This window comes from Ruegeria sp. AP7 (assembly GCF_056539905.1).
The window spans coordinates 82,651-107,670 of the sequence record NZ_JBQFVT010000009.1; the positions used below are offsets into that span (position 1 = coordinate 82,651).

27 protein-coding genes are annotated in these 25,020 nt (G+C 58.9%); 8 read left to right on the forward strand and 19 right to left on the reverse strand.

Annotated elements, in window-relative coordinates:
• Window positions 1-24: 24 nt before the first annotated feature.
• From ACR0KN_RS15795 to ACR0KN_RS15850, 12 genes are all read right to left on the reverse strand, one after another.
• Window positions 25-288 (reverse strand): hypothetical protein, encoded by a 264-nt coding sequence (locus ACR0KN_RS15795; protein ID WP_010443095.1) that lies wholly within the window; start codon window positions 286-288, stop codon window positions 25-27.
• Window positions 245-1,798, reverse strand: coding sequence for a cytochrome D1 domain-containing protein (locus ACR0KN_RS15800; RefSeq protein WP_480654887.1), 1,554 nt, complete (start codon window positions 1,796-1,798; stop codon window positions 245-247). The genes ACR0KN_RS15795 and ACR0KN_RS15800 overlap by 44 nt, the downstream gene beginning before the upstream one ends.
• Entirely contained in the window at window positions 1,773-2,987 is a 1,215-nt protein-coding gene (gene nirJ / locus ACR0KN_RS15805) for a heme d1 biosynthesis radical SAM protein NirJ (RefSeq protein ID WP_480654889.1), read from the reverse strand. The genes ACR0KN_RS15800 and nirJ overlap by 26 nt, the downstream gene beginning before the upstream one ends.
• A 3-nt stretch (window positions 2,988-2,990) precedes the next feature.
• Complete coding sequence (ahbB, locus tag ACR0KN_RS15810) at window positions 2,991-3,473, reverse strand: siroheme decarboxylase subunit beta (protein ID WP_480654891.1); 483 nt, start codon at window positions 3,471-3,473, stop codon at window positions 2,991-2,993.
• Window positions 3,470-3,919, reverse strand: a complete 450-nt coding sequence (locus ACR0KN_RS15815) for an Lrp/AsnC family transcriptional regulator (RefSeq protein ID WP_480654893.1) — start codon at window positions 3,917-3,919, stop codon at window positions 3,470-3,472. Before ACR0KN_RS15815 ends, ahbB (ACR0KN_RS15810) begins: the two co-directional genes overlap by 4 nt.
• Window positions 3,916-4,905, reverse strand: coding sequence for a siroheme decarboxylase subunit beta (gene ahbB / locus ACR0KN_RS15820; RefSeq protein ID WP_480654895.1), 990 nt, complete (start codon window positions 4,903-4,905; stop codon window positions 3,916-3,918). Before ahbB (ACR0KN_RS15820) ends, ACR0KN_RS15815 begins: the two co-directional genes overlap by 4 nt.
• Before the next feature lies 1 nt (window position 4,906).
• Window positions 4,907-6,052: a cytochrome D1 domain-containing protein gene (locus tag ACR0KN_RS15825; RefSeq protein WP_480654897.1), complete on the reverse strand. Its 1,146-nt coding sequence runs from the start codon at window positions 6,050-6,052 to the stop codon at window positions 4,907-4,909.
• Entirely contained in the window at window positions 6,049-6,432 is a 384-nt protein-coding gene (locus tag ACR0KN_RS15830; protein ID WP_319545883.1) for a c-type cytochrome, read from the reverse strand. Before ACR0KN_RS15830 ends, ACR0KN_RS15825 begins: the two co-directional genes overlap by 4 nt.
• A complete protein-coding gene (gene cobA, locus ACR0KN_RS15835; protein ID WP_480654899.1) occupies window positions 6,425-7,186 on the reverse strand; it encodes a uroporphyrinogen-III C-methyltransferase in 762 nt (253 codons plus the stop codon). Before cobA ends, ACR0KN_RS15830 begins: the two co-directional genes overlap by 8 nt.
• A gap of 190 nt (window positions 7,187-7,376) precedes the next feature.
• Window positions 7,377-7,778, reverse strand: coding sequence for a plastocyanin/azurin family copper-binding protein (locus tag ACR0KN_RS15840; RefSeq protein ID WP_170471328.1), 402 nt, complete (start codon window positions 7,776-7,778; stop codon window positions 7,377-7,379).
• Between the two features lie 54 nt (window positions 7,779-7,832).
• On the reverse strand, window positions 7,833-9,623 hold the full coding sequence (locus tag ACR0KN_RS15845; RefSeq protein ID WP_480654901.1) for a NapC/NirT family cytochrome c: 1,791 nt from the start codon (window positions 9,621-9,623) through the stop codon (window positions 7,833-7,835).
• A 124-nt stretch (window positions 9,624-9,747) separates the two neighbouring features.
• Window positions 9,748-11,424: a cytochrome D1 domain-containing protein gene (locus tag ACR0KN_RS15850; protein WP_010443106.1), complete on the reverse strand. Its 1,677-nt coding sequence runs from the start codon at window positions 11,422-11,424 to the stop codon at window positions 9,748-9,750.
• Between the two features lie 244 nt (window positions 11,425-11,668).
• On the opposite strand from ACR0KN_RS15850, the gene ACR0KN_RS15855 reads away from it, so the two are divergent.
• Window positions 11,669-12,859, forward strand: a complete 1,191-nt coding sequence (locus ACR0KN_RS15855) for an NnrS family protein (protein WP_480654903.1) — start codon at window positions 11,669-11,671, stop codon at window positions 12,857-12,859.
• Window positions 12,860-12,884: 25 nt separating this feature from the next.
• Here ACR0KN_RS15855 and ACR0KN_RS15860 read toward each other — a convergent pair whose 3' ends face one another.
• Window positions 12,885-13,934 carry a Hint domain-containing protein gene (locus ACR0KN_RS15860; protein ID WP_480654905.1) on the reverse strand — a complete coding sequence of 350 codons (1,050 nt, stop codon included), beginning with the start codon at window positions 13,932-13,934 and terminating at the stop codon, window positions 12,885-12,887.
• Window positions 13,935-14,236: 302 nt separating this feature from the next.
• Here ACR0KN_RS15860 and ACR0KN_RS15865 point away from each other — a divergent pair, with 302 nt between their 5' ends.
• From ACR0KN_RS15865 to ACR0KN_RS15890, 6 genes are read left to right on the forward strand one after another with little or no spacing between them, the layout of a single operon-like run.
• The gene (locus ACR0KN_RS15865; RefSeq protein ID WP_010443109.1) at window positions 14,237-14,686 is read left to right on the forward strand and encodes a c-type cytochrome; all 450 of its coding nucleotides are present in this window, start codon (window positions 14,237-14,239) and stop codon (window positions 14,684-14,686) included.
• Window positions 14,687-14,702: 16 nt separating this feature from the next.
• The gene (locus tag ACR0KN_RS15870) at window positions 14,703-16,070 is read left to right on the forward strand and encodes a cbb3-type cytochrome c oxidase subunit I (protein ID WP_170471339.1); all 1,368 of its coding nucleotides are present in this window, start codon (window positions 14,703-14,705) and stop codon (window positions 16,068-16,070) included.
• Window positions 16,071-16,075: 5 nt separating this feature from the next.
• On the forward strand, window positions 16,076-16,885 hold the full coding sequence (locus ACR0KN_RS15875; RefSeq protein WP_170587458.1) for a CbbQ/NirQ/NorQ/GpvN family protein: 810 nt from the start codon (window positions 16,076-16,078) through the stop codon (window positions 16,883-16,885).
• A gap of 9 nt (window positions 16,886-16,894) precedes the next feature.
• A complete protein-coding gene (locus tag ACR0KN_RS15880; protein WP_480654908.1) occupies window positions 16,895-18,817 on the forward strand; it encodes a nitric oxide reductase activation protein NorD in 1,923 nt (640 codons plus the stop codon).
• Window positions 18,814-19,362, forward strand: a complete 549-nt coding sequence (locus tag ACR0KN_RS15885; protein ID WP_480654910.1) for a cytochrome c oxidase subunit 3 — start codon at window positions 18,814-18,816, stop codon at window positions 19,360-19,362. Before ACR0KN_RS15880 ends, ACR0KN_RS15885 begins: the two co-directional genes overlap by 4 nt.
• 5 nt (window positions 19,363-19,367) lie before the next feature.
• Window positions 19,368-19,655 (forward strand): cytochrome C oxidase subunit IV family protein, encoded by a 288-nt coding sequence (locus ACR0KN_RS15890; protein ID WP_170471348.1) that lies wholly within the window; start codon window positions 19,368-19,370, stop codon window positions 19,653-19,655.
• Window positions 19,656-19,714: 59 nt separating this feature from the next.
• On the opposite strand, the gene hemA is transcribed toward ACR0KN_RS15890, so the two are convergent.
• Window positions 19,715-20,938, reverse strand: coding sequence for a 5-aminolevulinate synthase (gene hemA / locus ACR0KN_RS15895; protein ID WP_480654912.1), 1,224 nt, complete (start codon window positions 20,936-20,938; stop codon window positions 19,715-19,717).
• Window positions 20,939-21,123: 185 nt separating this feature from the next.
• Here hemA and ACR0KN_RS15900 point away from each other — a divergent pair, with 185 nt between their 5' ends.
• Complete coding sequence (locus ACR0KN_RS15900) at window positions 21,124-21,825, forward strand: Crp/Fnr family transcriptional regulator (RefSeq protein ID WP_170471352.1); 702 nt, start codon at window positions 21,124-21,126, stop codon at window positions 21,823-21,825.
• A 27-nt stretch (window positions 21,826-21,852) separates the two neighbouring features.
• Here ACR0KN_RS15900 and ACR0KN_RS15905 read toward each other — a convergent pair whose 3' ends face one another.
• From ACR0KN_RS15905 to napG, 5 genes are read right to left on the reverse strand one after another with little or no spacing between them, the layout of a single operon-like run.
• Window positions 21,853-22,110: a hypothetical protein gene (locus ACR0KN_RS15905; RefSeq protein ID WP_010443117.1), complete on the reverse strand. Its 258-nt coding sequence runs from the start codon at window positions 22,108-22,110 to the stop codon at window positions 21,853-21,855.
• A 12-nt stretch (window positions 22,111-22,122) separates the two neighbouring features.
• Window positions 22,123-22,815: a NapC/NirT family cytochrome c gene (locus ACR0KN_RS15910; RefSeq protein ID WP_170471354.1), complete on the reverse strand. Its 693-nt coding sequence runs from the start codon at window positions 22,813-22,815 to the stop codon at window positions 22,123-22,125.
• Between the two features lie 26 nt (window positions 22,816-22,841).
• Window positions 22,842-23,276 (reverse strand): nitrate reductase cytochrome c-type subunit, encoded by a 435-nt coding sequence (locus ACR0KN_RS15915; protein ID WP_170398181.1) that lies wholly within the window; start codon window positions 23,274-23,276, stop codon window positions 22,842-22,844.
• Between the two features lie 12 nt (window positions 23,277-23,288).
• Window positions 23,289-24,200 (reverse strand): quinol dehydrogenase ferredoxin subunit NapH, encoded by a 912-nt coding sequence (napH, locus tag ACR0KN_RS15920; RefSeq protein ID WP_480654915.1) that lies wholly within the window; start codon window positions 24,198-24,200, stop codon window positions 23,289-23,291.
• Entirely contained in the window at window positions 24,197-25,015 is an 819-nt protein-coding gene (napG, locus tag ACR0KN_RS15925) for a ferredoxin-type protein NapG (protein ID WP_480654917.1), read from the reverse strand. The genes napH and napG overlap by 4 nt, the downstream gene beginning before the upstream one ends.
• Window positions 25,016-25,020 lie beyond the last annotated feature (5 nt).

Below are 25,020 nucleotides of genomic sequence, written 5' to 3' on the forward strand. Positions count from 1 at the left end.
AACTTTCGATTTTAACATTTGAAATCAACTATCTGCCTCATCCATCAACCCGCGCACCCAACGCCCCGCCAACCACGCGGCAGGTATGCCCAATGGGATCGACCACAGGATCGCGGGCACCGGTCCGATGGCACCAAATCCAGCGCTGTGCAGGATCAGCCCGGCCAGAAACAGGTTGATGGCCACGGTCAGAGCCGTGGCCGGATAAAGCAGGATGGCCAGTTTCCAGACCGGCCATTTATCCTCAGTGGCTGGTGCCTTCCGAGAAGGTGATTTTGTTCCAGACATTGTACTTCCCAGACGGTTTACGCATCGGCAGGCGGCGGACCTCTTCCAGCGTCTGCGCGTCATAGACGATCACCGCGCCGTCATCTTCCCAGATCGAAACCAGCGCGTGGCTGCCATCCTTGGTGAACTCCACATGCGCCACGGTCTTGCCTGGCGCAGGGCGTAAAGTTTTTACGATTTCAAGGCTTTGCTTGTCGATTACATGCATGGCGTCCTTGTTCGGCCCAAAAAACACATCGGCCCAGACGTAAGGCGAATTCTCATGGCTGCGCATGAAAAAGCCGGGCCCTTCGGTCTTGATCCGCTTGACGGTTTCCCATGTCTCCATGTCGATCACCGAGACCGTGCCATCGGTCAGATGCGGCGTCGCCATCACGGTGGAGTCGCCATGTTTCCAGGTAATCCCCGAACCTAAGTGAGGCATCCCAGGCAGGTCCAGATCAGCCACTTTGTGGCCAATCACCAGATCGATCACCTGCCCGCCCTTGCCATCGCGCGAGGCGCCCATGACGTATTCATAGCTCTGATCAAAGAAGAAATCGTCCAGATAATCGGGCGTGGTAATCTTGCGCACCGGGAAGGGATCGGGGTTCTTGAACTGACCCTCAATGCGGAAATCATGCCCCAAACCGGATTGCGGTGGGTTCGCCCCGTAGAATACTTCCCAAATCTCGGGCACGTCTTTCAGCGCGAGAACGAAGCTTTCGCGCGGCGGTGCCTGATAGACCGCCGAGACGCGGCTGGGTTTTCCTTTTTTGCTTTTTACATCAATGACTTTCGCTACAGACAGGTCTTCGGTGGATAGCAGTGTCAGAGAGTTCGGCAAATAGTTCGCCACGGCCACCCACTTGCCGTCTCCTGACATGGCGATGTTGCGGCTGTTCAAGCCCGCACGCACGCGGCACACCTGTTTCAGCGCCCAGATGTCATATTTCTGCACCCAGCCATCGCGGGACATAATGAAGACGTATCGCCCATCCGGGCTGAACTTCGGCCCGCCATGCACGGCAAACGGCGTCTCGAACCGGTCCAGAACCTCGAACGTGTCGCCATCCAGAACGCTGACATGGTGATCGCCGGTCTCAACGGCCAAAGTGATGTTCATAGGATCGCTGTCCCAAACAGGCGCGTCCACCGGCGCATAATCCTCGTCCAGAGTACGGCTGGCCATGATATCGGCTTCGCCCCATTCGGGATCAGTTTCCAGCGGCGATTTCAACCAACCTGCAAGTTCCTCGATCTGCAGCGCGTCCAGCTCATGCGAAAACGCCGGCATCTGTGTCGCGATACGCCCCTCGGCGATCACGGCAGCCACGCGCGGCCCTCGCATCCGTTTCAGCGTTTCGGGGATCAGCGCCGGCCCCACCCCACCCAAGCGGTTCTCGCCATGGCATGAGGCGCAATGCTCGGCGTAATCAGATGGAGCATCGGCCCATGCGGTGCCCGCTAGCAGTAGCGAGCAGAAAGCGCCGATTTTCAGAGTGTCAAAAGAACTGATGCGCCGGATCATGGCTTTTCCCCCGGAACGGCGTGACCTGCAGGCGCTCGCTCGCGCCATCCACGCCGATTTCTTCGTTCGACAGATAGCAGGCCGGGTCTTCGGCCCACGGATCACCAGTAAGTTGCAGCGCCCGGATGCGGGTGTTTCCGCCGCAGACATCCTTCAACCGGCACACCCCGCAACGCCCTTTCAAAGGACGCGGACGGGTGCGCAGCATGGCCAGCATCGGGTCGTCACCGGTCCAAAGCTCTGAGAACGATTTGGTCTTCACATTGCCGACTGTGTAATCGGACCAATAAGTGTCGGGATGCACGCGGCCCAGATTGTCGATATTGGCCACGCCCAGCCCGCTGGAGTTCCCGCCCCACGCGGCCAGATGCTCGCGCACATGGGCGGCTTTGTCATCGTCGAAATGCGCCCGGACCCAGTTCAGGAAATACCCCGCATCGGCGTCGTTGTTGCCGGTCACGATATCCAGAGGGCGACCGCCAGACGCAGCCTCCCACGCGCGTTCCAACAACAAATCTAGACCCTTACGGGTACGCAGATGCTCGGCATCCTCACCTCGGTTTTTGTCGCCGCGCCCGGCGTAGACGAGGTGAGACAGGTAGAACTTGTCGACCCCCTCATCATCGCAAAGCTGTAACAGATCAGGCAGGTGGTGCTGAGTGCCCTCGGTTAGGCAGAACCGCAGACCCACTTTGATGCCGCGCTTCTTGCATTCGCGCACACCGCGCAGGGCGTCGGCAAAGGCGCCCTCGACACCTCGGAACCAGTCATTCGTGGCCCCGATTCCGTCCAGCGAGATGCCAACATAGTTGAAGCCCACGTCGGCAATCATGTCGGCGGTTTCGTCGTAAATCCGCGTGCCGTTGGTCGACAGTGCCAGCATCGGCACCAGATCACGCGCGCGTGTGGCGATGTCGAAGAAATCGAACCGGTCCAGTGGTTCCCCACCCGAGAGGATCAGGGCCGGGACGCGAAACTGGCCCAGATCCTCAAGGGTTACCATGGCTTGCTCGTGGCTGAGCTCACCCGGGAACGCAACATCCGCCGAGACGGTATAGCAATGGCGGCATTTCAGATTGCAACGCCGCGTCAAGTTCCAGATCACCACCGGTTTCACCGGGCCGGGGCGGCGTTTGCGCACTGGGGTCGGTTTCACGAGCTGGTGCATGTATTCGGTCAGGCGGAACATATCTCAGCCTTTCTTTTTCAGGCGCAGCCCGGTCTTTTTCAGGATGCGCGTGGAATAAAGGATATCTTTGGCCCGGCAGGCATCGCCGAGGATGACGGCAATCTCGGCACGCTTCTCCTCGACCTCATCTCGGTCAGCGCCATGAACCATGGCGAACAGATTGTAAGGCCAGTCGGGCAAGGCGCGCGGGCGTTCATAGCAATGGGTGACGAAGGGCAGGGCACCGATCTGCGACCCCAATTCGGCAACGCGGCCATCTTCGACATCCCACACAGTCATGCCGTTCGAGGTCATGCCCAGTTTATAGTGGTTGGGGGCTGCAGCGATGCGCCGGATGACACCGCGCGATTTCATATCGGCCAGACGGGACATCAGAGTCTTTTCATCCAGGCCCAAGCCGTCGGCCACCTGGGCGAAGGGGGCGGGCACAAGGGGCAGGCCGCCTTGCAGCGCCTCAATAATCTCTCTGTCTTTTGCGTCGATCATGCCGCCACCCGGAAACCGATGAAGAATTCCTGAAGTTTGGGGAATTGCAGGACCGCGATCCCGGTTTCCCGTGCGATAGCCTCGGCTGTGGCTGCGATCCCTTCGGGTGTTTCGGTCGCCAGAACGAACCACATGTTCAGCCGATGCGTGCGTTCATAATTATGCGCGACCTCGGGATGCGCATTGACTTTGGTCAGGACGTTTTCGAAATCCTGTCGGGGCACGGCCATGGCGCACAGACAGAAGGCTCCACCCATCGCAGCAGCGTCAAAGAAGGGACCAAAGCGGGTGATCACACGCTCGTCTTTCATGCGGGTCAGGCGGGCCAGCAGGTCGGACTCTGCGATCCCCATTTCCTGAGCAATTTCGGTGTAAGGGTGCGAGGTCAGCGGCAGGTCATCCTGCATCCGGTTGAGGATCGCGCGGTCTGTGTCGTCGAGCCTCATGCGGCGGCCTCCTTCGGTTGGATCAATGCACCGGTCTGTTTGAAACAGCGGGTCGAGAACAGTACTTTGCGCTGCGCGCCAAATAGTTCGGGCAGGGCGGCGGCCCCGGCCAAAACCTCCATTGCCTCCGGGCGCGAACGCGCATGGATCATGGAATAGAGGCGATAGGGCCAGACATCCTCGACCGGGTTGCGCTCATAGCACAGTGTCACACCGGGATGCGCTGCCAGTGCCGGGCCAGCGCTGCTGACCTGCTCGGCCGGCATTTCCCAGACCACCATTGCATTGGCGGACCAGCCCAAAGCGCGGTGGCGCACGATGACGCCCAGGCGAGAGATGATCCCGGCCCGGTGCAAGGCGGCTACGCGATCCATCACATCTTCTGGGTCGCGGTTCAGGGTCCGGGCCAGCGCCGCATAAGGATCAGAGACCAGCGACAGGCCGGAACTGAGGGCCTGCAACAGGGGTCGGTCGCCTTCTCGCATGGCCGAACGATCCACTTTCCGCGGGCCAGGAGCATTGCGGGTCTCGCCCGACATACGAAAGCCCAGATCAATGTTGAACGGCCGCACCAGCCGCAAATCCAGAACCCGCAGCCCCGAGCGCTGCGAAATCCGGGCGAGGGTGTCGTTCACATGCGCCCGGTCCGGACCGGTGGCCACGAACCAAAGGTTCCAGTCATCCTCGCGCTGGTAATTGTGGTTCACACCAGGTTCCGCATCGATCAGCGCCGCGACCTCTTCCAGCCGTTCTTCCGGAGCCGCTAAAGCCGCCAGCGTACTGGCCGACACCGCGCCGGGTGCAATCGTCGCGCCGACCCGCGTTATGCGCCCGGTTTTGCGCATCCGGGCCAGACGGTCGAGCACTTCTGCCTCTTCCAGCCCAAGCGCGTTGGCCAGAACCTGAAACGGGCGTTCGGTGATGGGAAAATCACGCTGGAAATCGTCCAGAAGACGGCGGTCGATCGGGTCGGTGATATGCTGCATGTCAAAGCCCCGTTCTGTGCGCACGTGCGGTGAAGAAAATACCCGAGGGGCTGTCGGCCTCAATTTCGCGAAGCTTTTCAAAGGTCTGGGTGTCGTAGACCATGACTCTGTTGGCATCGCGGACGCTGATCCAAACCTCATGCCCTCGAGGCGTGAATTCCATATGCAGCACGGCGGGGCCGGGTTTGAACTCGTGGATGATTTCCTTGCTCACTGAATCAATGACCTGAATTGTATCATTCAACGGGTGGGCGAAATTCACCCAAACCTGCCGACCGTCGGGTCGGGCCATGGCAAAGACCGGCTGGCCGTGGGTCTGCGTGCGCCCGGTCTCGGTCAGGGTGTCGGAATCGATCCAGAGAACCTCGTGATGGCCGACAGCCGGCAGCACGAATTCGCGCCCGGTCAGCGCCCATCCTTCGAGGTGGGGCATCTTGTAGACCGGCATTTCTTCTTGTCCGCGACCATAGTCAGGCAGCACGCGGATGGGTTCGGGATTATCGGACCACAGGTCCAGCGCGGTCAGGCCGTCTTCGCCAAACAGACCCGTGATATAGGTGCGGCCATTTGCGGTGATCAGCGCGTCATAAGGGTTTTTGCCCATATCGGTGATCTTGGTGATTGCGGGGTCGCCCTTGGCGAAATCGGCGATCCAGGTCTCGCCCGTGTCCCACATGGTGAAGACAAACCGGCGGCCCGGTGCGTCGACCAGACCGATGGTTTTGCTGTCAGTTGGGATGTCAGCCACCATTTCCAGCGTGTCCGCGTCGAAGACACGCACGCCGCCGGGTTCATAATTTGATACGGCAACCAGCTTGCCATCGTCCGAAATGGCGCCGCCAATGGCATTGCCCGCCTGAACGACGCGGTTCACGATCTGGCGGGTGACGATGTCTACTTTGGTCAGCCCACCGTCACGCCCGAAAACATAGGCAAAGCGTTCATCGGGTGAGTAGACCAGCGAGGCATGGGACAGATCGCCCAACCCTTCGATCCGGGCCAGTGCGGCGCGGTCGGATTGATCCACCAGCAGGACTGAGCCTTTGGCGCGTTCAATGACAAGGCCGAGATCGCCCGTGGCGATGGGTTCCGCTTGGGCGGTGGTCATCAACAAGGTCGCGGCGAGGGTAAGGATGAGCTGTTTCATTGTGCCTCCTGTGCCAGCAGATAACGCGCGATCCATTCAGCCTCTTCTTCGCTGATCAAAGGCCGCCATGGGGGCATCGCGGTGTCGGGGATGCCATCGAGAATCACGCCGGTCAGAACGTCCGCGTCGTAGTGCTCCAGCGTCTCGGACCTCAGATCAGGGCCGAGACCGCCTTTCAACGACAGCCCATGGCAAGAGCCGCAGTCCTGATGGACAAGACGTTTTAGCGCGTTGGGGTCAAGAGTGTCGGCGGCAAAGGCAGATGTGGCCACAAGCACAGCCGTTGTCAGTACAGCGCGCGCGGTCCAACCTGGGCCCTTGGCAGCACCATCGGGCAGCGACCGACTGCCCCCTGATCGCCTGGAACCAAACTTAGCCATGCGCCTGCTCCAGAAGTTCAGCCACGGGCCGTTCTGCGTATAGCGATACGACCATGCCGATGATGAACAGCGTCGGTGCTTTCAGATCAGCGTCGCGCACATCCGCAGCCAATCGATCCAGCCGGGATACCATGCGGTGTTCATCCGGGGTGGTCGCTTTGCCAACCGCCAGAACCGGGGTCGAGCCGGGCAGGTTCTCGGTCATCAGCCCCATGGCGATCTGGCCGATATTGGCGACGCCCATATAGACAACCAGCGTCGAATCCGGGTCGGCCAGACGTTTCCAATCCAGATCCAGCACCTTGTCGGCCTGCCGATGCCCAGTGACATATTGCACCGAGGTCGCCAGCCCGCGATGGGTCAGCGGCACGCCGGTGGAACAGGAGGCCCCCTGTGCGGCGGTGATGCCCGGCGCATATTCGACCGGGATGCCGTTTGCCATCAGATGCGCCGCCTCTTCCGAGCCACGCCCGAAGATCATCGGGTCGCCGCCTTTGAGGCGCGCAACGGTGTGACCGGCGCTTGCTTCTTCGACCAGGATTTCGTTGATGCGATCCTGCGGCACTGTATGGCATTTGGGGGCCTTTCCCACCGGGATCAGCCGTGCGCTCTCGGCATGCAAGTTGAGGATATCGGCCGAGACCAGACGGTCATAAACAACCACATCCGCCTCTTGCAGCATCCGCAATGCGCGCAGGGTCATCAGTTCAGGGTCACCAGGGCCTGCGCCAATCAGAAAAACCTTACCGCTCATGTGCAAACTCGCTTGGTCTGAATGTCTTCGGAGCCCGGATTTCCTGCGCGATCAGGGGACGTTGCTGGGTGAGCCGGGCGTGTCATGCGGCCAGACTGGCGCAATCGAAAAGGAACCTCCTTGACTAAAGTTAAGGAGCGCAGGAATTGATCCCGCGCTCCTCTCTCTCATGCCTGTATGGTGCCTCGGCTCAGGGTTCGACGGTGATCATGCCGATCATGTTCTGCGTCTCCCAATGGGGTCCGCACAAATACTCCTGCGGGCCGGGGGTGAGGAAGGTCAGTTCAACCGTTTCCTCAGGAAACAGCCTGTCGCTTTCGGGTTCGCTGCCATCTTTCAGCAGGACCGAGTGGCTTGTGCGTTTGTCCACATTGACCCAGCGCACCGTGGTGCCTGCTTTCACGGTCAGCTCGACGGGGCAGAAGGTGTATTTGTACATCAGCACCACTTCCGCATCCTCAACGGAGGATGAGGGCTGACCAAACAGCTCGGTATAACGCTCTTCGGCTTCAGCACATAGCTCGGCGGTCTCATCCGCCCAGGCAGGTGCGGCTACAAACAGCAAAGCGGGAAGAAGGTGTTGGGGTTTCATCGTCCAAGTCTCCTCTTCTAAGCGGAAGGGGCCGGATTGCCCGGCCCCAGTTCCTTATTGTTTGACCACGTTGATGAAGGCGCTGTCATCGTCCAGCGCCAGGCTGGTATCCAGCGTCACGTGGTGGAACCGCGCGGCGGCAAAGTCATCGTGGATGGCAAAGCCGACCGTGTAGGTCTGACCGGCCTCCAGCGGCACGTCACCGGGCGCGCCCGAGTTCAGTGGGCGGGTGAAGACCACGGTCCACATGCCCGCGTCGAGGCTGGCCGAGGCGGCGATTTCGCCGTCATTAACCACGCGCTGTTCCAGCAGATAACCGTTGGTGGCGCTGCCGTCTGCATAGACGCGCATCAGGTCCAGATAGGTGCCGTCGGCCAGATACTGCTCGATCTGCTCAGCGGCTTGCAGTTTGTCCCAGCCACCCAGCGCCTTGCCACGACGGCCCTTGATCTCGACCTCGGTCCGGCTTTCGCTGATGTACTTGGTCACCGTGTCCTGCGTGTTCAACCGACCCAAGACATCGCCATTTGCGGCAATCGCCTCGGCACCCGGATCAAAGGGCATATAGCTGTTGTCGGCGTGGCACGACGCCCAACACCCCACCTGTTCGCCCAGTTCGATCCCTGTGCCGGTGATCATCATGGCAACCTTGATCTGGTTGTCAGGGTCCATTTTGCCACCATCAACGAAAGGTGCGGGATTGTGCCCGGCATCCGGCCACTGCAGTCGGACATAGAGGTTCTGATCATCATGCGCGGCCTGTACGGTCGCATCGATCACGCCCCGTTTGCCGGGGATCGGCGTCGGCTCAAGCTCACCACCTGCGACGATTTTGTTGCCGATGGTATCCAGCTCTTTGGCGTGACAGGTCGTGCACTGATCACCTCCTTTAGTCAGCGGCCGTGCGCCACCGTGGAATTTGCCATTCTGCACCCATTCAAACGAAGCTTGACCGGGGTAGAACAGCTTGAGATCTGCGGCGGCCACAGCGTTCCAATCGATATCCGACCCGACATCGCTGCCACCTCCACCACCCGAAGGCGCTGCGGCCTCCTCGCCGCCGGCTTTGGCGCGCTCCTCGGCCACCGCCGCATCCACCGCCGCGGCAATCTGAGCCTGCATGGCTTCATGCTGTGCCTGTTTGGCAGCTTTTTCGGCCTCAGCTTCGGCAGCTTCTTTGGCTTCGATCCGTTCCAGGCTGGCCAGGTATTCCGGCGGTATCTCGCGGATAAAGGACGGGTTCGGGGCCTCAAGCTTTTCCAGATACTCCTCGTCAGCCCGATCCCGGGCGTCCGAGTGTGCAATCCCTTTGTGACAGTCGATACAGGTTTGCCCGACGGTCATCGCATTCAGGTGCTGCTGACGCGCACGGGGTTTTTGGAACTCGGGCATCATCGACTCGAAGTCATGGCAGTTGCGACACTCACGCGAGTCGCTGGACTTCATCCGCTCCCATTCGTTCATCGCCAGATGTACACGCTTGGCTTCGAACTTTTCGCGTGTGTTGATGGTGCCGACCATCTTGCCGTACAGCTCTTTCGACGCCTTGATCTTGCGGATGATCTTATGCGTCCAGTCCTTGGGCACGTGGCAGTCGGAACAGACAGCGCCTACGCCTGAACGGTTCACGTCGTGGATCGTGCCCGTGTATTCCTCATAGACGAAATCGCGCATCTCGTGGCACGAGATACAGAAATCCTTGGTGTTGGTGGCTTCCATGGCGGTGTTGAATCCGCCCCAGAAGATGATGCCGCCGACAAAAGCTGCGGCAATACCGGCCACGGGCATTCCCCACAGGAAATACCGGCGCCAGATCGGTTTTTTCTTATCCGGTTCGGAGGTCATATCCGGGCTCCGTTTTGGCTTTCTTGTCTGGCCTTTGATGGCAGGCCGGTGAGTTTGGCTGATGGGTCAAACGAGGAAAGGGCGGGCGAGGGGCCCGCCCTTTCCGGTGTTGGTTCTCAAACCGTCAGGTGACGTGGTTCGAACGGTTGTAGACGTTGAACTTACCGGTCGGAGCATAAAGCCCTTCGATGCGGCCGATTTCTTCCAGTGTCTTGGCGTCGAAGATCACGATCTGACCATTGGGTTCTTTCGAATCCGACAGGTTCCATTTGGAAACCCAGACCTCGGTCCCATCCGCGTTGAATTCGAAGTGAACAGCAGCGCTGCCTTCGTCTTCGGTGATCTGGATGGTTTTCACGATCTCACCGGTTTCTTTCGAGATGACCTGAACAGACTGCTGAATTTCCGGCTCGGGGTGTTTGGTCTGGTCGGCCCAGATGTAGTCCGAGTTCGGGTGGGTACGGACAAACAGGCCGGGGCCGTCTGTTTCCACTTCGTAGCAGGTTTTCCAGGCCTGATCCGGATGACCTTCGGGGTCGTTACCCCAGACCGTTACGGTACCAACACCAAGGTGGGTTGTACCAGCCACCGGACCACAGTTCGGGTCGACCCAGTTGGCGCCCGGTCCCGGGTGCGGCAGGGCTGCAGTGTCGATCATCGCTTCCAGCTTGTGGGTCTCGGTGTCGACGACGACCATCTTGTTCGACGCGTTCGCGGCGATCTGGAAGTACCGGCCTGTCGGGTCGAAGAACCCGTCATGCAGGAACTTGGCCGAGTTGATCTTGTCGATCCGCAGGTTGTCCAGGTCGGTATAATCGACCTGCCACAGCTGGCCGAGCTCTTTCACGGCAACGATCCAGGTGGGTTCGTTCGGCGTGGTGTAGATCGCGGCTACGCGGGCTTCTTCCACATACTCGCCGTCTACGTTGGTACCGCGTGTAGAAACGACCTTGACCGGTTCCATGGTCTGCGCGTCAACGATCGCGAAATGCGGCGGCCAGTAGCCGCCACCGATGACGTATTTACCGTCGCCGGAAACGGCAACGTCGCGTGCGTCATAGGCGATTTTGACTTCGGAAACCAACATGTTCTCTGGCTTCTGCCAGAGGTCGATCTTGGTCATCTTGCCGTCGCGGCCCATCGTGTACCAGAAGCGGCCGGGATGCTCAGGCTCAGTGATCGAGTGGTGCTCAGACGCTTTCAGAACGTGTACGGCATAACCAGTCGGGATGTGAGTCAGCACTTCTTTGGTGTCGCCGTCGATAACAGCCACTTTGCCCACGTCACGTTCGATGACGACGAAGAAGTTTTCCCAGTTGCGGCCATGCAGCGGCTCGGTTGGATAGTCGGCCTCTTCCACATAGACCTTGCGGGTCTCTTTCATCTGCTCCAGCGACATTTCCGGCGGCTTGGGGGCCTCCATCATGATGTATGTCGCCATATCCTTGATTTCCTGCTCGGTCATAATGTCCGAGAAGTTGTTCATCCCGCCTTCGGTTCCCCAGGCGATGATCTTTTCAAGGCGCTCCTGACCCAGCTGAAGCGTACCGCCTTCTGTGACGGTGCCGTCTGCTGCAGTTTTTTTCCAGTGTGGTTCCAGGTTCTTACCGGTCGCACCTTTGCGCAGAACGCCGTGACAACCTGCGCATTGTTCAAAATAGAGCTGCTTGGACGACTCAAATGCTTCGTCGCTCAACGTTGGCTCTTCGGCAAATGCTGGCGCGGCGACAGAGCCCAGCAGCATTGCCAAACCGACCCCAAAGGCGCGGCCGGTCTTATCGTAGCTGATTCCAAGTGACATGATCACTCTCCATTTGCGTGGTGAGGCAGGTTGCAGCCTGAAACATTGGCGCCGATCACTCCTTGACGAAAGTCAACGGAAGGGTCGCAAACTTGAAAATGAAGGTCCTGATTAACCTTTAAATTATGAGGAAAACCTATGTTTCAGGGTCATGTTTCTCCGAGCGCTTGATTTCGGTTAAGTCCCGAACGAGTCGGGTTTGTTAGACCGGATCCAACAGCCACTAAGGCCGAGGAGAGCAGGCATGCCGGCAATGATCGCGCGGGTACTGGGTGAAGGATTTCGCGTCTTTTTTCTGTCAGCGGGGCTATTCGGTCTATTCGCGGGTGGTGCTTGGGGTGTGTGGCTCACGACTCAGACCGGGTTGGTCGGTTACGAAAATCCGACCTATGCCATGAACCCACCCATGTGGCATGCGCATGAGATGATATTTGGATATGCCACGGCTGCCCTTGGAGGATTTCTACTGACAGCGGTGCCAAACTGGACGGGTACGCCGGAGGCAAGGGTACAGTTTATTGTTATTGCCGCGGGTATCTGGTTGGCCGGACGGATCGCGATGTGGTTCTCCGGGGCTCTGCCGCCAGGTCCGGTCGCTGTCTTCGATCTGGCCTTTGTACCGATTCTGGCGGCAAAGATCGCAAGCCAACTGATCCGACGCCCCAAGCCGCAGAACATGATCTTTCTGTTGTTGCTCAGCTATTTCTGGATTGCCAATCTGCTGACCCATCTTGATTGGATGGGCATTACCGGCGGTACACTGGACATAGGATTGCGTGTAGGATTGCTGACGCTGTGCAGTATGATCGCGATACTTGGTGGACGTATAACGCCAGCTTTCACCCGGAATGCGATGAAGCGCGCGGGCGAGCCGGAAGCCGCGTGGCCGGTATCGGTAGCTGCATTAGACAAAGCCAGCATGGGATTGGCGCTGCTACTACCGCTCAGCGTTCTTCTCTTCGGATTGGGTAAGATAGCGGGTGGCATGGCCGTAGCGCTTGGCATAACCCAAATCCTGCGCATGTCACGGTGGCGCGCGCGCTGGGCCATACGTCAACCGATCTTGGTTGCCCTGCATCTGGGTCTGGGAATGCTGGCACTGGGGCTGGTTTTGTGGGGGGTGGCGGTTCTGGGTATCGGCAGCGAAATCGGCGCGTTGCACGTTCTGGGAATCGGTTGTGTCGGAGGCATGACCCTAGCCGTGATGAGTCGGGCTGCTTTGGGCCATAGTGGCCGCGCACTTGTTGCCCCGCCACCTATGGCAGTCGCCTACGGTCTTATGGCTTCGTCCGCTATTTTGCGCTGGGTCGGGTCAGTGACCGACCAGGGGTATCTGGTCATGATGTTGGTTTCTGACGGTCTGTGGATCAGCGCTATCGTTCTTTACCTGATCACGATGTGGCCTGCTTTGACGGGGCCACGTATTGCTTCCTGACTGTAGGCGCGCCGATGAATCCGTATCAAGACGGTCGGATCAAGGCTCTGTCGTTTTTTTTGTGACGTCGCAGCAATGAGTGGATTTTTCTTCCCTGCCTGGGAATCTGGCGCGCAGCCACAGGTTGATGATCCTGCGAGGCCAGTTCAGGGAAAAGCGCAACAATTTCAGCCAGTGCTTCCGGATGTATAGCCTTTAGCGCCTGTTGCCCGGTGAATAGGCTTTCAGATGGCGCACCTTCGGCCAACACGATCTCATGCCGGTCGAAGAGCATGTGATGGTAGACGACATTCTGAGCGTCCTCCTCGACAGTAATTCCCGGGATGCCAACAAGCTTGTGGGCTGGGACCAGGACTTCCTCGCTGTCGAACATGCGAATCGCGATGTTCGAACGGATCAGCATGCGGTGCTGGGGTGAGACCAAAAGATCACGACGTGGCAGGCCGCTGCCCAGACTACCGGCAGCGATCCGGATAGGGCGTAATCTGGGTTTGCGAGCCAGTTCAGACGCATCAAGCGTTCGCGATCCAATCCAACGAATAACTTGGGGACCGTGATCCAAGGTGACGACTTTGTCACCAGTGGATAGTGTTTCGATCGCGCTAGGTCCGGTCGGAGTATCTATCAGCGTGCCAGCGCAGAAGCAGGGAACAACGGTATCTACGTCAATATTCGCGCCGTTGTCGACAACCGAGCCAACAGTCAGGGTGGTGTTGAGCGGGGGAATATCACCGATAAAGCCAATGAAATAACCTTGTTCAGCCGTTGGAAAATCGAAATCCCCATCGCCGTTTTCATCCCAGTCCATAACACCGATCTGATAGGTGTTGACGCCATCATTTACTTCGATCGTGTAGTCCCAGATAAACACCTCTCCCAAATAGGTCTGGGTCGGGTCGTTCGGGGATTCATTGACGATATTGTCGCCTTCAATAACCGACCCATCCGCACCATCGTCAATCGTGATCTGGCTATATTGGGATATCTGAAACGTGGCCCCAAGCGTCGCAAAGGTCGCTGTGTTGTCTGTCATCGTCGTGTCAGTACGAAAGGCACCGTAGATATTAATTGGCATTGATATTATCCGCCTGGCTTGAGTGGACCGCAGGCCGAAGGGAAAACCCCGACCGACAAAGAATTCTGCAAGAGACTGACCACCCTAAATGCAGTTTTCAAGGTTATTATTCGATTAAAAATATCGGTTTAATGAGGGGATTCTGCCGTTGTTTGGTCAAGATAGATCGTTGTTGGCCTCTGATGACCAAAGATTTGGAATGGGGAACGCTCATCCTCTGCAGTCTTGACTTTCGTTAAGGCAGCTCCACTACCCACGCGGCATTGTCTCCATACTAGCTAATCTGCGCAAAGGAGAGCGCAATGCGAGAAGTCATGACAAAGAGCATGGCTCGCAACATATTCTATGGCGGGTCACTGTTCTTCATCCTCATCTTTCTGGCCCTGTCGGCCCATTCGCACTTGTATATCGTCAACTCCGAGAATTCGGCAAAGCTTGATGAAAGTGTGGTCCGGGGCAAGCATGTCTGGGAAAAACACGCCTGCATCAACTGTCATACTATCATGGGTGAAGGTGCCTACTATGCGCCGGAAGTCGCGAATGTGATGACCCGTTGGGGTGTGCTGGACGACCCGGAATCAGCCTTTGAAGCACTTAAGGGCTGGATGGAAGCACAACCGACCGGCATTCCCGGTCGTCGACAGATGCCCAATTTCAACCTCAGCGACGAAGAGATCCGTGATCTGGCGAACTTCCTGATCTGGACCGACAATATCGACGCTCAGGGCTGGCCGCCCAACGAGGCAGGCTGAGAAAGGGAACGGAGCAATGAAATACGAATCCCAAAAAATAGCCTATGCCTACTTTGCGGTAGCTATGGCCTTATTCGCGATACAGGTGATCGGCGGCCTTCTGGCCGGTTTCATCTATGTATTCCCGAACTTCCTGAGTGAGCTTCTGCCGTTCAACATCGTGCGGATGCTTCACACCAACTCTTTGATCGTCTGGCTGATCCTTGGCTTCTTTGGAGCGGCCTACTTCCTGATCCCAGAAGAGGCGGAACGTGAAATCCATTCACCCAAGCTGGCTTATCTGCAGCTGATCATTCTTGTGGTCGGCACGCTGGGCGTGGTTGTGACCTATGTCTTCAACCTGTTCGAAGGCAACTGGCTACTGGGCAAAGAGGGGCGCGAGTTCCTTGAGCAACCCAAATGGGTCAAGATGGGTATTGTCGTGGCCGCGTTGATCTTCCTCTACAATGTGTCGATGACCGTTCTGAAGGGCAAGAAGACTGCCATCACCAACATCCTGTTGTTGGGCCTGTGGGGTCTGGCGCTGCTGTTCCTGTTTGCCTTCTACAACCCGGGCAACCTGTCGCTCGACAAACAGTACTGGTGGTATGTCGTCCACCTGTGGGTTGAAGGTGTGTGGGAGCTGATCATGGCCTCGATCCTGGCCTACCTGATGCTCAAGCTGACCGGCGTTGACCGTGAGATCGTCGAGAAATGGCTATATGTCATCGTTGCCGCTGCCCTGTTCTCGGGCATCCTCGGTACAGGTCACCACTATTACTGGATCGGTACCCCCGGGTATTGGCAGTGGATCGGGTCGATCTTCTCAAGCCTCGAGGTGATCCCGTTCTTCGCAATGATGGCCTTTGCGTTCGTCATGGTCTGGAAGGGCCGCCGTGACCACCCCAACAAGGCCGCGCTGTTGTGGTCGCTGGGTTGTGCCACATTGGCCTTCTTCGGTGCCGGTGTCTGGGGCTTCCTGCACACACTGCATGGGGTGAACTACTATACCCACGGCACGCAGATCACCGCAGCGCACGGTCACCTGGCCTTCTATGGTGCCTATGTCTGCCTCAACCTGGCGATCTTCAGCTATGCGATGCCGATCCTCAAGAACCGTGATCCCTATAATCAGGTTCTGAACATGGGCTCGTTCTGGCTGATGACCAGCGGCATGGTCTTCATGACATTCGTCCTGACTTTCGGTGGTACCGTGCAGACTCACATGCAACGTGTGGTCGGTGACTACTTCATGGACGTACAGGACCAGATTGCGATCTTCTACTGGATGCGTCTCGGCTCAGGTGTGGTCGTGGTCCTTGGCGCGCTACTGTTCATCTACTCGATCTGGGTTCCCCGGAAAGAGGTCATTGAACCTGGCGCAGCTGAAACCCCTGCGGAGTGATGGATATGGACGGCTCCATGAAACTGAATGAGGGGGCGGCAAACGCCCCCTTCTACCTCGCCCAAGGTGATGAATGTGATGTGTTCACCGCCGCTTACAACAACGACCTGCCGGTTCTGCTGAAAGGCCCGACAGGCTGCGGCAAGACCCGCTTTGTGGCTCACATGGCCGCAAAACTTGGCCGCCCGCTTTACACCGTGGCCTGCCACGATGACCTTGCCGCTGCCGACCTGATTGGCCGCTACCTTTTGAAAGGTGGAGAAACCGTCTGGGTCGATGGCCCCCTGACCCGTGCGGTGCGCGAAGGCGCGATCTGCTATCTCGATGAGGTGGTTGAGGCCCGCAAAGACGTGACCGTCGTGCTGCACCCGCTGACCGACGACCGGCGCATTCTGCCGATCGACCGCACCGGCGAAGAACTTGAGGCCGCGCCCGGCTTTATGTTGGTGGCCTCATATAACCCCGGATACCAGAATATCCTGAAAACCCTGAAACCCTCGACCCGGCAGCGGTTTATTTCGCTGGAATTCGACTTCCCATCGCCTGAGATGGAAGCCGAAGTTGTGGCGCAGGAAAGCGGGCTGGCGCTGGAACGCTGCAAGCCCCTGATCCGGCTGGCGAACAAGCTGCGTGGGCTCAAGGGTCAGGACCTTGAGGAAGGCGTCTCCACCCGTCTGGTTGTCTATGCCGCGACGCTAATCGCACAGGGCATGTCAACCGACCGCGCCATCCTTGCCGCTATGATTGAACCTCTGACTGATGACGAGGACATCAAACGCGGGCTCCTCGATCTTGTCACGGCTGTCTTTGGGTGAGGCCGGCCGATGGTCAGGATCGATTTTGAGCCATGGGAACCCGAAGAAACGATCGGGAAACTGTGGCACACCCTTGCCAGCCGCCTTGATGCACCTGAGGTGCATGATGGAGCCGCGGTCGACCTCTCTGAGGTCGCAGGGCGGCTGGCTGTCCTCTTCCGAGGGCTTGGGGGTAGTCCGGGCGTTGAATTGCGCCCGGTCTCACCCGAGGTTTCACGTCACCGTCTAAGCTGGCGCCGCAAGCTGGCAACCGAGGCCGAGCTGATGCCGCGCGCCTCCTTCGATGGCGAAGTTCTGCGCCTGCCGGACCGGCTGGCCGTTTTCCCCGCGCGCGAAGCCAATGGCGCGCTTTTTGTCTGGCTGGCCGCTGCTGCCGCCCATGCCGGAACCCGGATTGATGAAGATGACCCTCTGCGCGCTGACCTGCGCGCGTTGATCGCCGCGCAGAGCATGGTCGAGGCTACTTTGGACGACGCCCCCGGCCTGCGCCCACTTTATAACGAGCTTTGCAAGGGTGTGTTGCATCACCGCGTCATCCCTGGCCTGCCTCCCGTGGAGGCAGCGGTCGAGGAACTGGTTCGTTACATGTTGGGCGATCCCGCGCCCCTGTCAGCGCGGGCCGAGCAGCTTCTGACCTTGGATGATGATCTGACCGCCCCACGTGGATATCAGCATCTCCGCCCTGTTCCCCTGTGGCCCGAACTGCGCGCCGTCGGATTTTCCGAACATAACGAGGTCGAAAACCCCGATACTGAAGGTCCACCTGAGGAATCAGGGGAGAAAACCCACCGCGCCCGCCGCCGTAAATCGGATCAGGCCAACCGCAGTGACAGTTTCATCCTGCACAAGTTCGAGGCGATCCTCAGCTGGGCCGAATTCCTGAACATCAATCGGCGCATCGATGATGACGATCCCGATAACGCCAAGAAAGCCGCCGACGATCAGGAAGAAATCGGTTTGGGGCAGATCTCCAAAGCCCCGCCAACCAAGCTGAAACTGCATCTGGACCTGGCGCCCGAGGACGTGAATCGCGAGCGTCTTTCAGGCCGCATCCTCTATCCTGAATGGGACGTGCGCACGGGGCATTACCTGCCGGATCACGTCAACGTCTTGCTGTCGGATGCCGATATCCGCGAAGACTCGGCTGAAATCGGCAAAGACCCTGCCACCGCCCGCCGCATCCGCGCCGTAAAGCGCCAGTTCGAGGCGCTGCGCCCGGGCCGCGTCATGACCCGCGGCCATCTGGACGGCGATCAACTGGATATCGAGGCCGCCGTGCGTGCCGAAACCGATCGCCACGCCAGCGGTGAAGGCAATGAACGCGTCTGGATGCAATCCCGCCCCGAAGCCCGCGATCTGGCCGTTTCGATTCTACTGGATGTCAGCCGCTCCACCGAAAGCGCCGTGACTGGCCGTGCCGTGATCGACATCGAACGCGAGGCACTGGCCGCGCTGGCCTGGGGTCTGAACGCCTGCGGTGACGATTTTGCCATTCACGCTTTCAGCTCGCTGAAACGCCAACGCGTCTACGTGCAGCGCTGCAAACGGTTCGATGAGCCGATGGGCAGATTGGTAGAACAGCGCATCGCGTCCCTGCGTCCGGGCCACTATACAAGGCTGGGTGCGGCGATCCGCCATTGCTCGGCTGATCTGGCCAGTCAATCGCGCAAACGCAGGTTGCTACTGGTGATCACCGATGGCAAACCCAACGATCTGGACCATTACGAAGGCCGTCACGGTATCGAAGACACACGCCAAGCCATCCGCGAGGCACGCCGCGCCGGGCAATCGGTCTTTGGTGTTACCATCGACAAAACCGGTAAAAGCTGGTTCCCGCGCATGTTCGGCCAAGGCGGATTTGCGGTCATCCCCGATCCGCACCGCCTGACTATGGCCCTGCCGCAAATCTACCGCCAACTGGTCGGCGCATGAGTGATACCTCTTTGATCGACGAGCTTCCGGGCGAGTTGTTGATGTGGGTTCTGATCATCTCGGAACTGCTGGTGTTCGGCGCCGGGATGATCGCCTTCATGGGCGTTCGGTTGACCGATCCGGCCGGGTTCGCCGAAGCACAATCGCATCTCTATCGTACCGGAGCGGCGCTCAATACGGCGGTGCTGGTCACCTCTGGCTATCTGGCGGCGCAAGCACTGCACTGGCGGCAGATCGCGCGTCGGCTCGCAGCCCGTCTGGCACTGATCGTCGCCGCCGCACTGGGCGTCGTGTTCCTGATCATCAAGGGCGCGGAATACGCAGGCAAAGCCGCACAAGGGATCACCTACGAGACCCACCCGTTCTTCCTGTTCTATTACCTGCTGACCGGCTTTCACGCCGCTCATGTGCTGGCAGGCGTCGGCATCTTGCTGCTGGTCGCTTGGCGCGATGATCCCCGCAATATCGAGGCAGGTGCGCAGTTCTGGCACATGGTCGATCTGGTCTGGATCCTGCTTTTCCCCGTGATTTACCTGCTGGGATAATACGGATGCCCGCAGCTTCATCTTTTCCTAAATACGCCCGCCGGAGACTCCCGAATGCGCTCACACGCGCATGGCTAACCCTTCTGATGCTCAGCGTCGCATCTGCACTGCTGACTGTGCTGCCCATCCCGCCTGCCGCGCTGGCCGGCGGCATTCTGATCCTCGCACTGGCGAAATGCCGCGTCATCCTGGCTCGTTATCTTGATCTCGCAAACAGCCCGGCCTGGCTGCGGGGGTTTACCATGGTGACTACAGGATTTGCCATCATCATCTTCGTCCTCTACCTGATCTGACCAAAAAAACGCCGCCTCCGAGGAGACGGCGAAGTGTCACGCAAGGGGGCGCTTCTTAATCACTGGGCGGCCATCGGCATCCGCGCGATCTGACAGCGTTGCCAGAGGGCAGACAGCGCGCCGACAAGTTGGTCGATATCCTCATCGGTATGGACGGGCGACGGCGTGATCCGCAGCCGCTCGGTCCCTTTCGGCACGGTGGGATAGTTGATCGGCTGGATATAGATGCCGAACTCTTCCAGCAGCGTGTCCGAGATGAACTTGCACTTCACCGGATCGCCGACCATCACTGGGATGATATGGCTGGGGTTGGGGATGTGGGGGATACCTTCCGCATCCAAACGGGCCCGAACCTGTGCCACGCGGGCTTTCTGCAAGTCGCGTTCAGCATTCGATTGTTTCAGATGCCGGATCGAGGCTGCAGCTCCAGCTGCGATAGAAGGCGGCAGGGCGGTGGTAAAAATGAAGCCGCTGGCGAAGCTGCGCACGAAATCGCACAGCGCAGCTGAGGCAGCGATGTACCCGCCCACCACACCGAACGCTTTGCCCAGCGTACCTTCGATCACCGTCAGGCGACCCATCAGTCCTTCGCGTTCAGCAATGCCGCCGCCGCGCGGGCCGTAAAGACCAACTGCATGAACCTCATCCAGATAGGTCATCGCTCCGTATTTATCGGCCAGATCGCAGATCTCTTTGATGGGGGCGATGTCTCCGTCCATCGAATAGACCGACTCGAACGCGATCATCTTGGGCGCATCTGGATCAGCGGCAGCCAGTTTTGCCTCAAGGTCTTCCAGATCGTTGTGTTTCCAGATCACCTTCTGCGCCCGCGAGTGGCGGATGCCTTCGATCATCGAGGCGTGGTTCAGCGCGTCAGAGAATACGATCAGGCCCGGAATCTTCGCGGCGAGGGTGCCAAGAGCTGCCCAATTCGAAACATACCCGGAAGTAAACAGAAGCGCGGATTCCTTTCCGTGCAGATCAGCCAGTTCGGCCTCAAGCAGCACGTGATCATGCGTGGTGCCCGATATGTTCCGCGTACCGCCAGCCCCTGCGCCGCATCGGTCCAATGCGTCATGCATCGCACCGATCACCGAAGGGTGCTGGCCCATGCCAAGGTAGTCGTTCGAGCACCAGATCCGCACATTCCGCTGGACCGAGCCATCCGTTTGGCGTGCGTTCGGAAAAGAACCGCAACGACGCTGCAGGTCTATGAAAACACGATAATTACCTTCATCCCGAAGGTCATTGAGGCTTTGACTGAAATAACGCTCGTAGTCCATGTTACGTGCTCCCCGGAATACTGGCTTTGGGCCGAGAATAGGGCAGCGAACCAACCCGCAACATGACAATAGTCAAGTTTACACAACATAAAACTATGGTGCACAACTGCCGGCTCTGGCATAGCGTGGGGCAAGGATGGACCAACCGGGCGCGCGCGCCGGCAGGAAGTAACAGGGGTATTCTCTTGTCTCACGAAGCACAAAAAGCGATCGCACGTCAGTCGCTGCTGCTGCGCAGTTTACCGGAACAGCATGTGGAAACATTGTTGAGCCACGCGATCTGGCGTCAGTATGACCGTGGTGAGACGATATTCCTGCAGGAGGAAACGGCGCAGGCCATACACGTCGTATTGGAGGGTTGGGTCAAGCTGTTCCGCATGACCCCAACCGGTGCCGAAGCGGTAGTCAGCGTCTTTACCCGTGGCGACAGTTTTGGTGAAGCCGTGGCGTTGCGCAACGTGCCCTATCCGGTCTCGGCCGAGGCCGTTTCGGCCTGTGATGTCATGCACATTCCCAGCCCAATCCTGATTTCGCTGATGAAGGAAGACCCCGAGATCGGGATCTCGATCCTGGCCGCGACCTTCACCCATCTGCACTCGCTAGTGGCGCAGCTGGAACAGCTCAAGGCGCAGACCGGCGCACAGCGCGTGGCCGAGTTTTTGCTGAACCTCTGTGACACTGATGCGGGTGAGTGCGAAGTATCGCTGCCTTATGACAAGATGCTGATCGCGGGTCGTCTGGGTATGAAACCCGAAAGCCTGAGCCGGGCGTTTTCAAGGCTTAAGGCGGTGGGGGTAAAGATCAACCGCAACCACGCTGTGATATCGGATATAGCATTGCTGCGGGATTATGCCGAAAGTGATCCGGCGGAAAACTGGGGTCGGTAACCCGGCATTGCTGCCGGGTTGACCTGTTCAGACTGTCGCGCCCTTGCGGCGAATGGCGGTGCCAAGGGTACCGGCACAGACGCCAACGATGATCGCGATGATTAACGCCATGGCTCCGACATGGGAAAATTGCCACCCGGCAAAAAGCAGTGGTGCGATCAGGCCTACCAGGCCGCCCAATAGGGCTCCCAACCAATATTGGCGGGTCATCATGCCCAGTGCCAGACCCAGGATGCCGGGCAGACCCAATACGTTGCCACCGATGGTTCCAAGTATCTCTAACATCTCTGTCCCACCTTAATCCGAGCTTTTGTTCAGGAACGCGCGGATGTCGTCTCCTGAAGCGGCTGCGTGTTCCTGCAGAACCTCGCCGTCTATCTCTTTCGCAATCTTTTCATACGTTTCCAGATAGTTGGGTGGGAGGCTGTGCGCGATACCCTGATGGCAGTCGATACAGGTCATGCCGTTATCGATCGCGCGCTGGTGTTCATTGGCGGCCCGGGTTTCCTGAATCGTGAAGTCCATATAGTCGAAGTTGTGACAGTTACGGCATTCCCGGCTGTCGGATGCTTTCATCTTCTTCCAAACGGCCGTCGCCATAGCGAGACGATGATCCTCATACTTCTCGGGCGTGCTGATCGTGCCTGCCAGTTCGTGGTAGACATCCTTCACGGCCATGATCTTGGCTTTGATCTTATGGTTCCACTCGTCCGGGACGTGGCAATCCGAACAGATCGCCCGCACGCCCGAATGGTTGTTGTAGTGGATCGTCTCACGGTATTCGCCTAGATTGACCTCCATCGTGTGACACGAGGTGCAGAACTCTTCTGTATTCGTCAGTTCCAGCGTCCAGTGGAACCCACCCCAGAACAGGATGCCTGCCAGAAATCCAGCAAGCAGGGTGAAGCCAACGCTGAGGACGGCGATCGGGCTCCAGAACCAGGTCCAGAGGCGCCGGATGAGCCCTTGTTTTTCTTGGGAGTCGGACATATCGCGCTCTCCTTTTCGACCTGAGTTTAGTTTCCGGAGGAAGGTTCAAAAGTGTTGTCGACCAGCGGCAGCGCATCGGCCTGCGGCACGTGGCACTGGTTGCAGAAATACCGTGTGCCCGCGATCTGATCCAATTCGCGGCCTTCGCGGTCCAGATAGTGCGTCATCGACAGCGTTGGCGCATTGCGCTCACCGGCCTTGGTCCAGTCGTGGCACGACAGGCACTGGTTGGTGCGCAGGTCGATCTGGTACTGTTCGATCGAGTGCGGGATCAGCGGCGGCTGCTGGCGATAGTTGCGCTGCATGCGGCCTTCGACCGTGCGATGCACCTGATCAAGAACGGCAGGTTCATCTACCTCGGCACCGCGCAGGCTGTTGACCCCTGCAGATTGCGCAAGGGCCAGGCCACCGAGGAGCAGCGGCGGGATCAGGGCAAGGCCCACTAGGATCGGCTTTTTCATCTTCTCACTCCTTCAAAAAGGTCTTGAGGCGCGCGGCTGGGGCGCGGCGGTTGGTTCCGGTGGCGCGACGGTCAGGGCGTCGAACCGATGGGTGAATTTGAAAACGTCTTCGGCACAGATATCGATGCAGCGCCCGCAATTGGTGCAGTCGGGCGACAGGATCAGCGGGGTATCTTTGCCTTTCAGCGCCGGAGAGATCACGTGGTTTTCCGGGCAGACCGCGTAGCAATCCATGCAGTCGTCGCAAGCGGAGCGGTTGAAGGCGCTGACCCGCAGCATTGCTTTGGTGCCGATCAATCCATAGAACGCGCCCACCGGGCAGACATGGCCGCACCATCCGTGGCGCGAGACAAACAAGTCGAACAGGAAGATCGCGGTGACCATCGCCCAGACAAATCCCATGCCAAAGACCAACCCGCGATGCAGCATGGTGATCGGGTTGACCAGTTCCCACGCGATGGCTCCGGTCAGGCCTGAGACGATAAGCACAGTGGCCATAATCCACAGCCGAGTGCCACGTTTGGGTTGCCAGCCTTTTTGCAGGCCCAGCTTGCGGTGCAGCCAATGCGCGCCGTCGGTGACCGGATTGATCGGGCAGACCCACGAGCAATAGAGGCGACCTCCGATCAACGCGTAAGCAACCAGGACGATGGCGGCACCGATGGCGGCGGTCAGCTCGGGCCAGTGCCCGGCGATCAGGCTTTGCAGAAAAACAAACGGATCGGTCAGGGGCAGCACGCCCAGCGTCAGCGACCCGGCCAGAGTGCCCTGCACGATCCAGATTCCGAACCATGGGCCCAGCAGAAACAGCACCAGAAAGAACAGCTGACTGGCGCGGCGCAGCAGCAGGTATTTATGGGCACTCAACCAACCTTTGCTAGCGATGGCCTCTTGCCCCAGTGGCATATTTGTGCGGGCGGTCATGGGGTGACCTCCGGCAACTTGAAGCTGGGCTCAAACCCGCCCGGTGCGACAAGGTTATCGGTGCCCGGTCCCGGCAAGCGGTCTGGCAGGTCGATAATGCCTTCGACGACGGGCGCGCCTTTGGCTTCTTTCTCTTCCCAGCCCTTGCGATAGTGATCTGCGCTGCTGCCCCGGGCCAATCGGGTGGGAAGAACTTTGATCGCAGCTTCGGGCAGAACGCAGCTTTTCTCGCAAACGCCACATCCGGTGCAATGATCGGCATGAACGGTTGGAATGAAGATCGCATGGCTGCCTGAACGGGCGTTGTGTTCGGTTTCCAGAGTGATGGCGTCGTCGATGATGGGGCAGACGCGGTAACAGACGTCGCAACGCAGGCCGAGAAAGTTCAGGCAGTTCTCCTGATCGACCAGAACGGCCACGCCCATCTTGGCGTCGTCTATGTTGTCCAATCCCGGGTCCAGCGCCCCGGTGGGGCAGGCCGCGACACAGGGGATGTCGTCACACATCTCACAAGGCACATCACGGGCAGTGAAATACGGCGTGCCGGTGGCCACCGCATCAACACCCAGTTCGGCCAGTTTCAGCGTGTCATAGGGACATTCCCGCACGCACAAACCGCAGCGGATACAGGCTGATAGAAAGTCTTTTTCCGGCAAGGCACCGGGAGGTCGCAATGCTTCGGCTGGCAACGCCCGTGCGTCTCGCGCCAGCCAGGCCAACAGGGACCCGGCTGCCACGCAGCCGCCCGCTACGCGCGCCGAGTCCTGCAGGAACCGGCGCCGCTGCGGCGAGAGAGGAGAGCCAACACGAGACATGGGTC

What these genes read in the sequence shown, in the direction of transcription:
- ACR0KN_RS15885 (WP_480654910.1), top strand. Translation starts at nt 18,814, where the DNA reads ATGAGTGATACCTCTTTGATCGACGAGCTTCCGGGCGAGTTGTTGATG.
- ACR0KN_RS15915 (WP_170398181.1), bottom strand. Translation starts at nt 23,276, where the DNA reads ATGAAAAAGCCGATCCTAGTGGGCCTTGCCCTGATCCCGCCGCTGCTC.
- ACR0KN_RS15860 (WP_480654905.1), bottom strand. Translation starts at nt 13,934, where the DNA reads ATGCCAATTAATATCTACGGTGCCTTTCGTACTGACACGACGATGACA.
- napG (WP_480654917.1), bottom strand. Translation starts at nt 25,015, where the DNA reads ATGTCTCGTGTTGGCTCTCCTCTCTCGCCGCAGCGGCGCCGGTTCCTG.
- ahbB (WP_480654891.1), bottom strand. Translation starts at nt 3,473, where the DNA reads ATGATCGACGCAAAAGACAGAGAGATTATTGAGGCGCTGCAAGGCGGC.
- ACR0KN_RS15855 (WP_480654903.1), top strand. Translation starts at nt 11,669, where the DNA reads ATGCCGGCAATGATCGCGCGGGTACTGGGTGAAGGATTTCGCGTCTTT.
- ACR0KN_RS15800 (WP_480654887.1), bottom strand. Translation starts at nt 1,798, where the DNA reads ATGATCCGGCGCATCAGTTCTTTTGACACTCTGAAAATCGGCGCTTTC.
- ACR0KN_RS15905 (WP_010443117.1), bottom strand. Translation starts at nt 22,110, where the DNA reads ATGTTAGAGATACTTGGAACCATCGGTGGCAACGTATTGGGTCTGCCC.
- ACR0KN_RS15840 (WP_170471328.1), bottom strand. Translation starts at nt 7,778, where the DNA reads ATGAAACCCCAACACCTTCTTCCCGCTTTGCTGTTTGTAGCCGCACCT.
- ACR0KN_RS15845 (WP_480654901.1), bottom strand. Translation starts at nt 9,623, where the DNA reads ATGACCTCCGAACCGGATAAGAAAAAACCGATCTGGCGCCGGTATTTC.
- napH (WP_480654915.1), bottom strand. Translation starts at nt 24,200, where the DNA reads ATGACCGCCCGCACAAATATGCCACTGGGGCAAGAGGCCATCGCTAGC.
- ahbB (WP_480654895.1), bottom strand. Translation starts at nt 4,905, where the DNA reads ATGCAGCATATCACCGACCCGATCGACCGCCGTCTTCTGGACGATTTC.
- ACR0KN_RS15880 (WP_480654908.1), top strand. Translation starts at nt 16,895, where the DNA reads ATGGTCAGGATCGATTTTGAGCCATGGGAACCCGAAGAAACGATCGGG.
- ACR0KN_RS15875 (WP_170587458.1), top strand. Translation starts at nt 16,076, where the DNA reads ATGGACGGCTCCATGAAACTGAATGAGGGGGCGGCAAACGCCCCCTTC.
- ACR0KN_RS15795 (WP_010443095.1), bottom strand. Translation starts at nt 288, where the DNA reads ATGTCTGGAACAAAATCACCTTCTCGGAAGGCACCAGCCACTGAGGAT.
- ACR0KN_RS15870 (WP_170471339.1), top strand. Translation starts at nt 14,703, where the DNA reads ATGAAATACGAATCCCAAAAAATAGCCTATGCCTACTTTGCGGTAGCT.
- ACR0KN_RS15865 (WP_010443109.1), top strand. Translation starts at nt 14,237, where the DNA reads ATGCGAGAAGTCATGACAAAGAGCATGGCTCGCAACATATTCTATGGC.
- ACR0KN_RS15830 (WP_319545883.1), bottom strand. Translation starts at nt 6,432, where the DNA reads ATGGCTAAGTTTGGTTCCAGGCGATCAGGGGGCAGTCGGTCGCTGCCC.
- cobA (WP_480654899.1), bottom strand. Translation starts at nt 7,186, where the DNA reads ATGAGCGGTAAGGTTTTTCTGATTGGCGCAGGCCCTGGTGACCCTGAA.
- ACR0KN_RS15910 (WP_170471354.1), bottom strand. Translation starts at nt 22,815, where the DNA reads ATGTCCGACTCCCAAGAAAAACAAGGGCTCATCCGGCGCCTCTGGACC.
- ACR0KN_RS15825 (WP_480654897.1), bottom strand. Translation starts at nt 6,052, where the DNA reads ATGAAACAGCTCATCCTTACCCTCGCCGCGACCTTGTTGATGACCACC.
- hemA (WP_480654912.1), bottom strand. Translation starts at nt 20,938, where the DNA reads ATGGACTACGAGCGTTATTTCAGTCAAAGCCTCAATGACCTTCGGGAT.
- ACR0KN_RS15815 (WP_480654893.1), bottom strand. Translation starts at nt 3,919, where the DNA reads ATGAGGCTCGACGACACAGACCGCGCGATCCTCAACCGGATGCAGGAT.
- nirJ (WP_480654889.1), bottom strand. Translation starts at nt 2,987, where the DNA reads ATGTTCCGCCTGACCGAATACATGCACCAGCTCGTGAAACCGACCCCA.
- ACR0KN_RS15850 (WP_010443106.1), bottom strand. Translation starts at nt 11,424, where the DNA reads ATGTCACTTGGAATCAGCTACGATAAGACCGGCCGCGCCTTTGGGGTC.
- ACR0KN_RS15890 (WP_170471348.1), top strand. Translation starts at nt 19,368, where the DNA reads ATGCCCGCAGCTTCATCTTTTCCTAAATACGCCCGCCGGAGACTCCCG.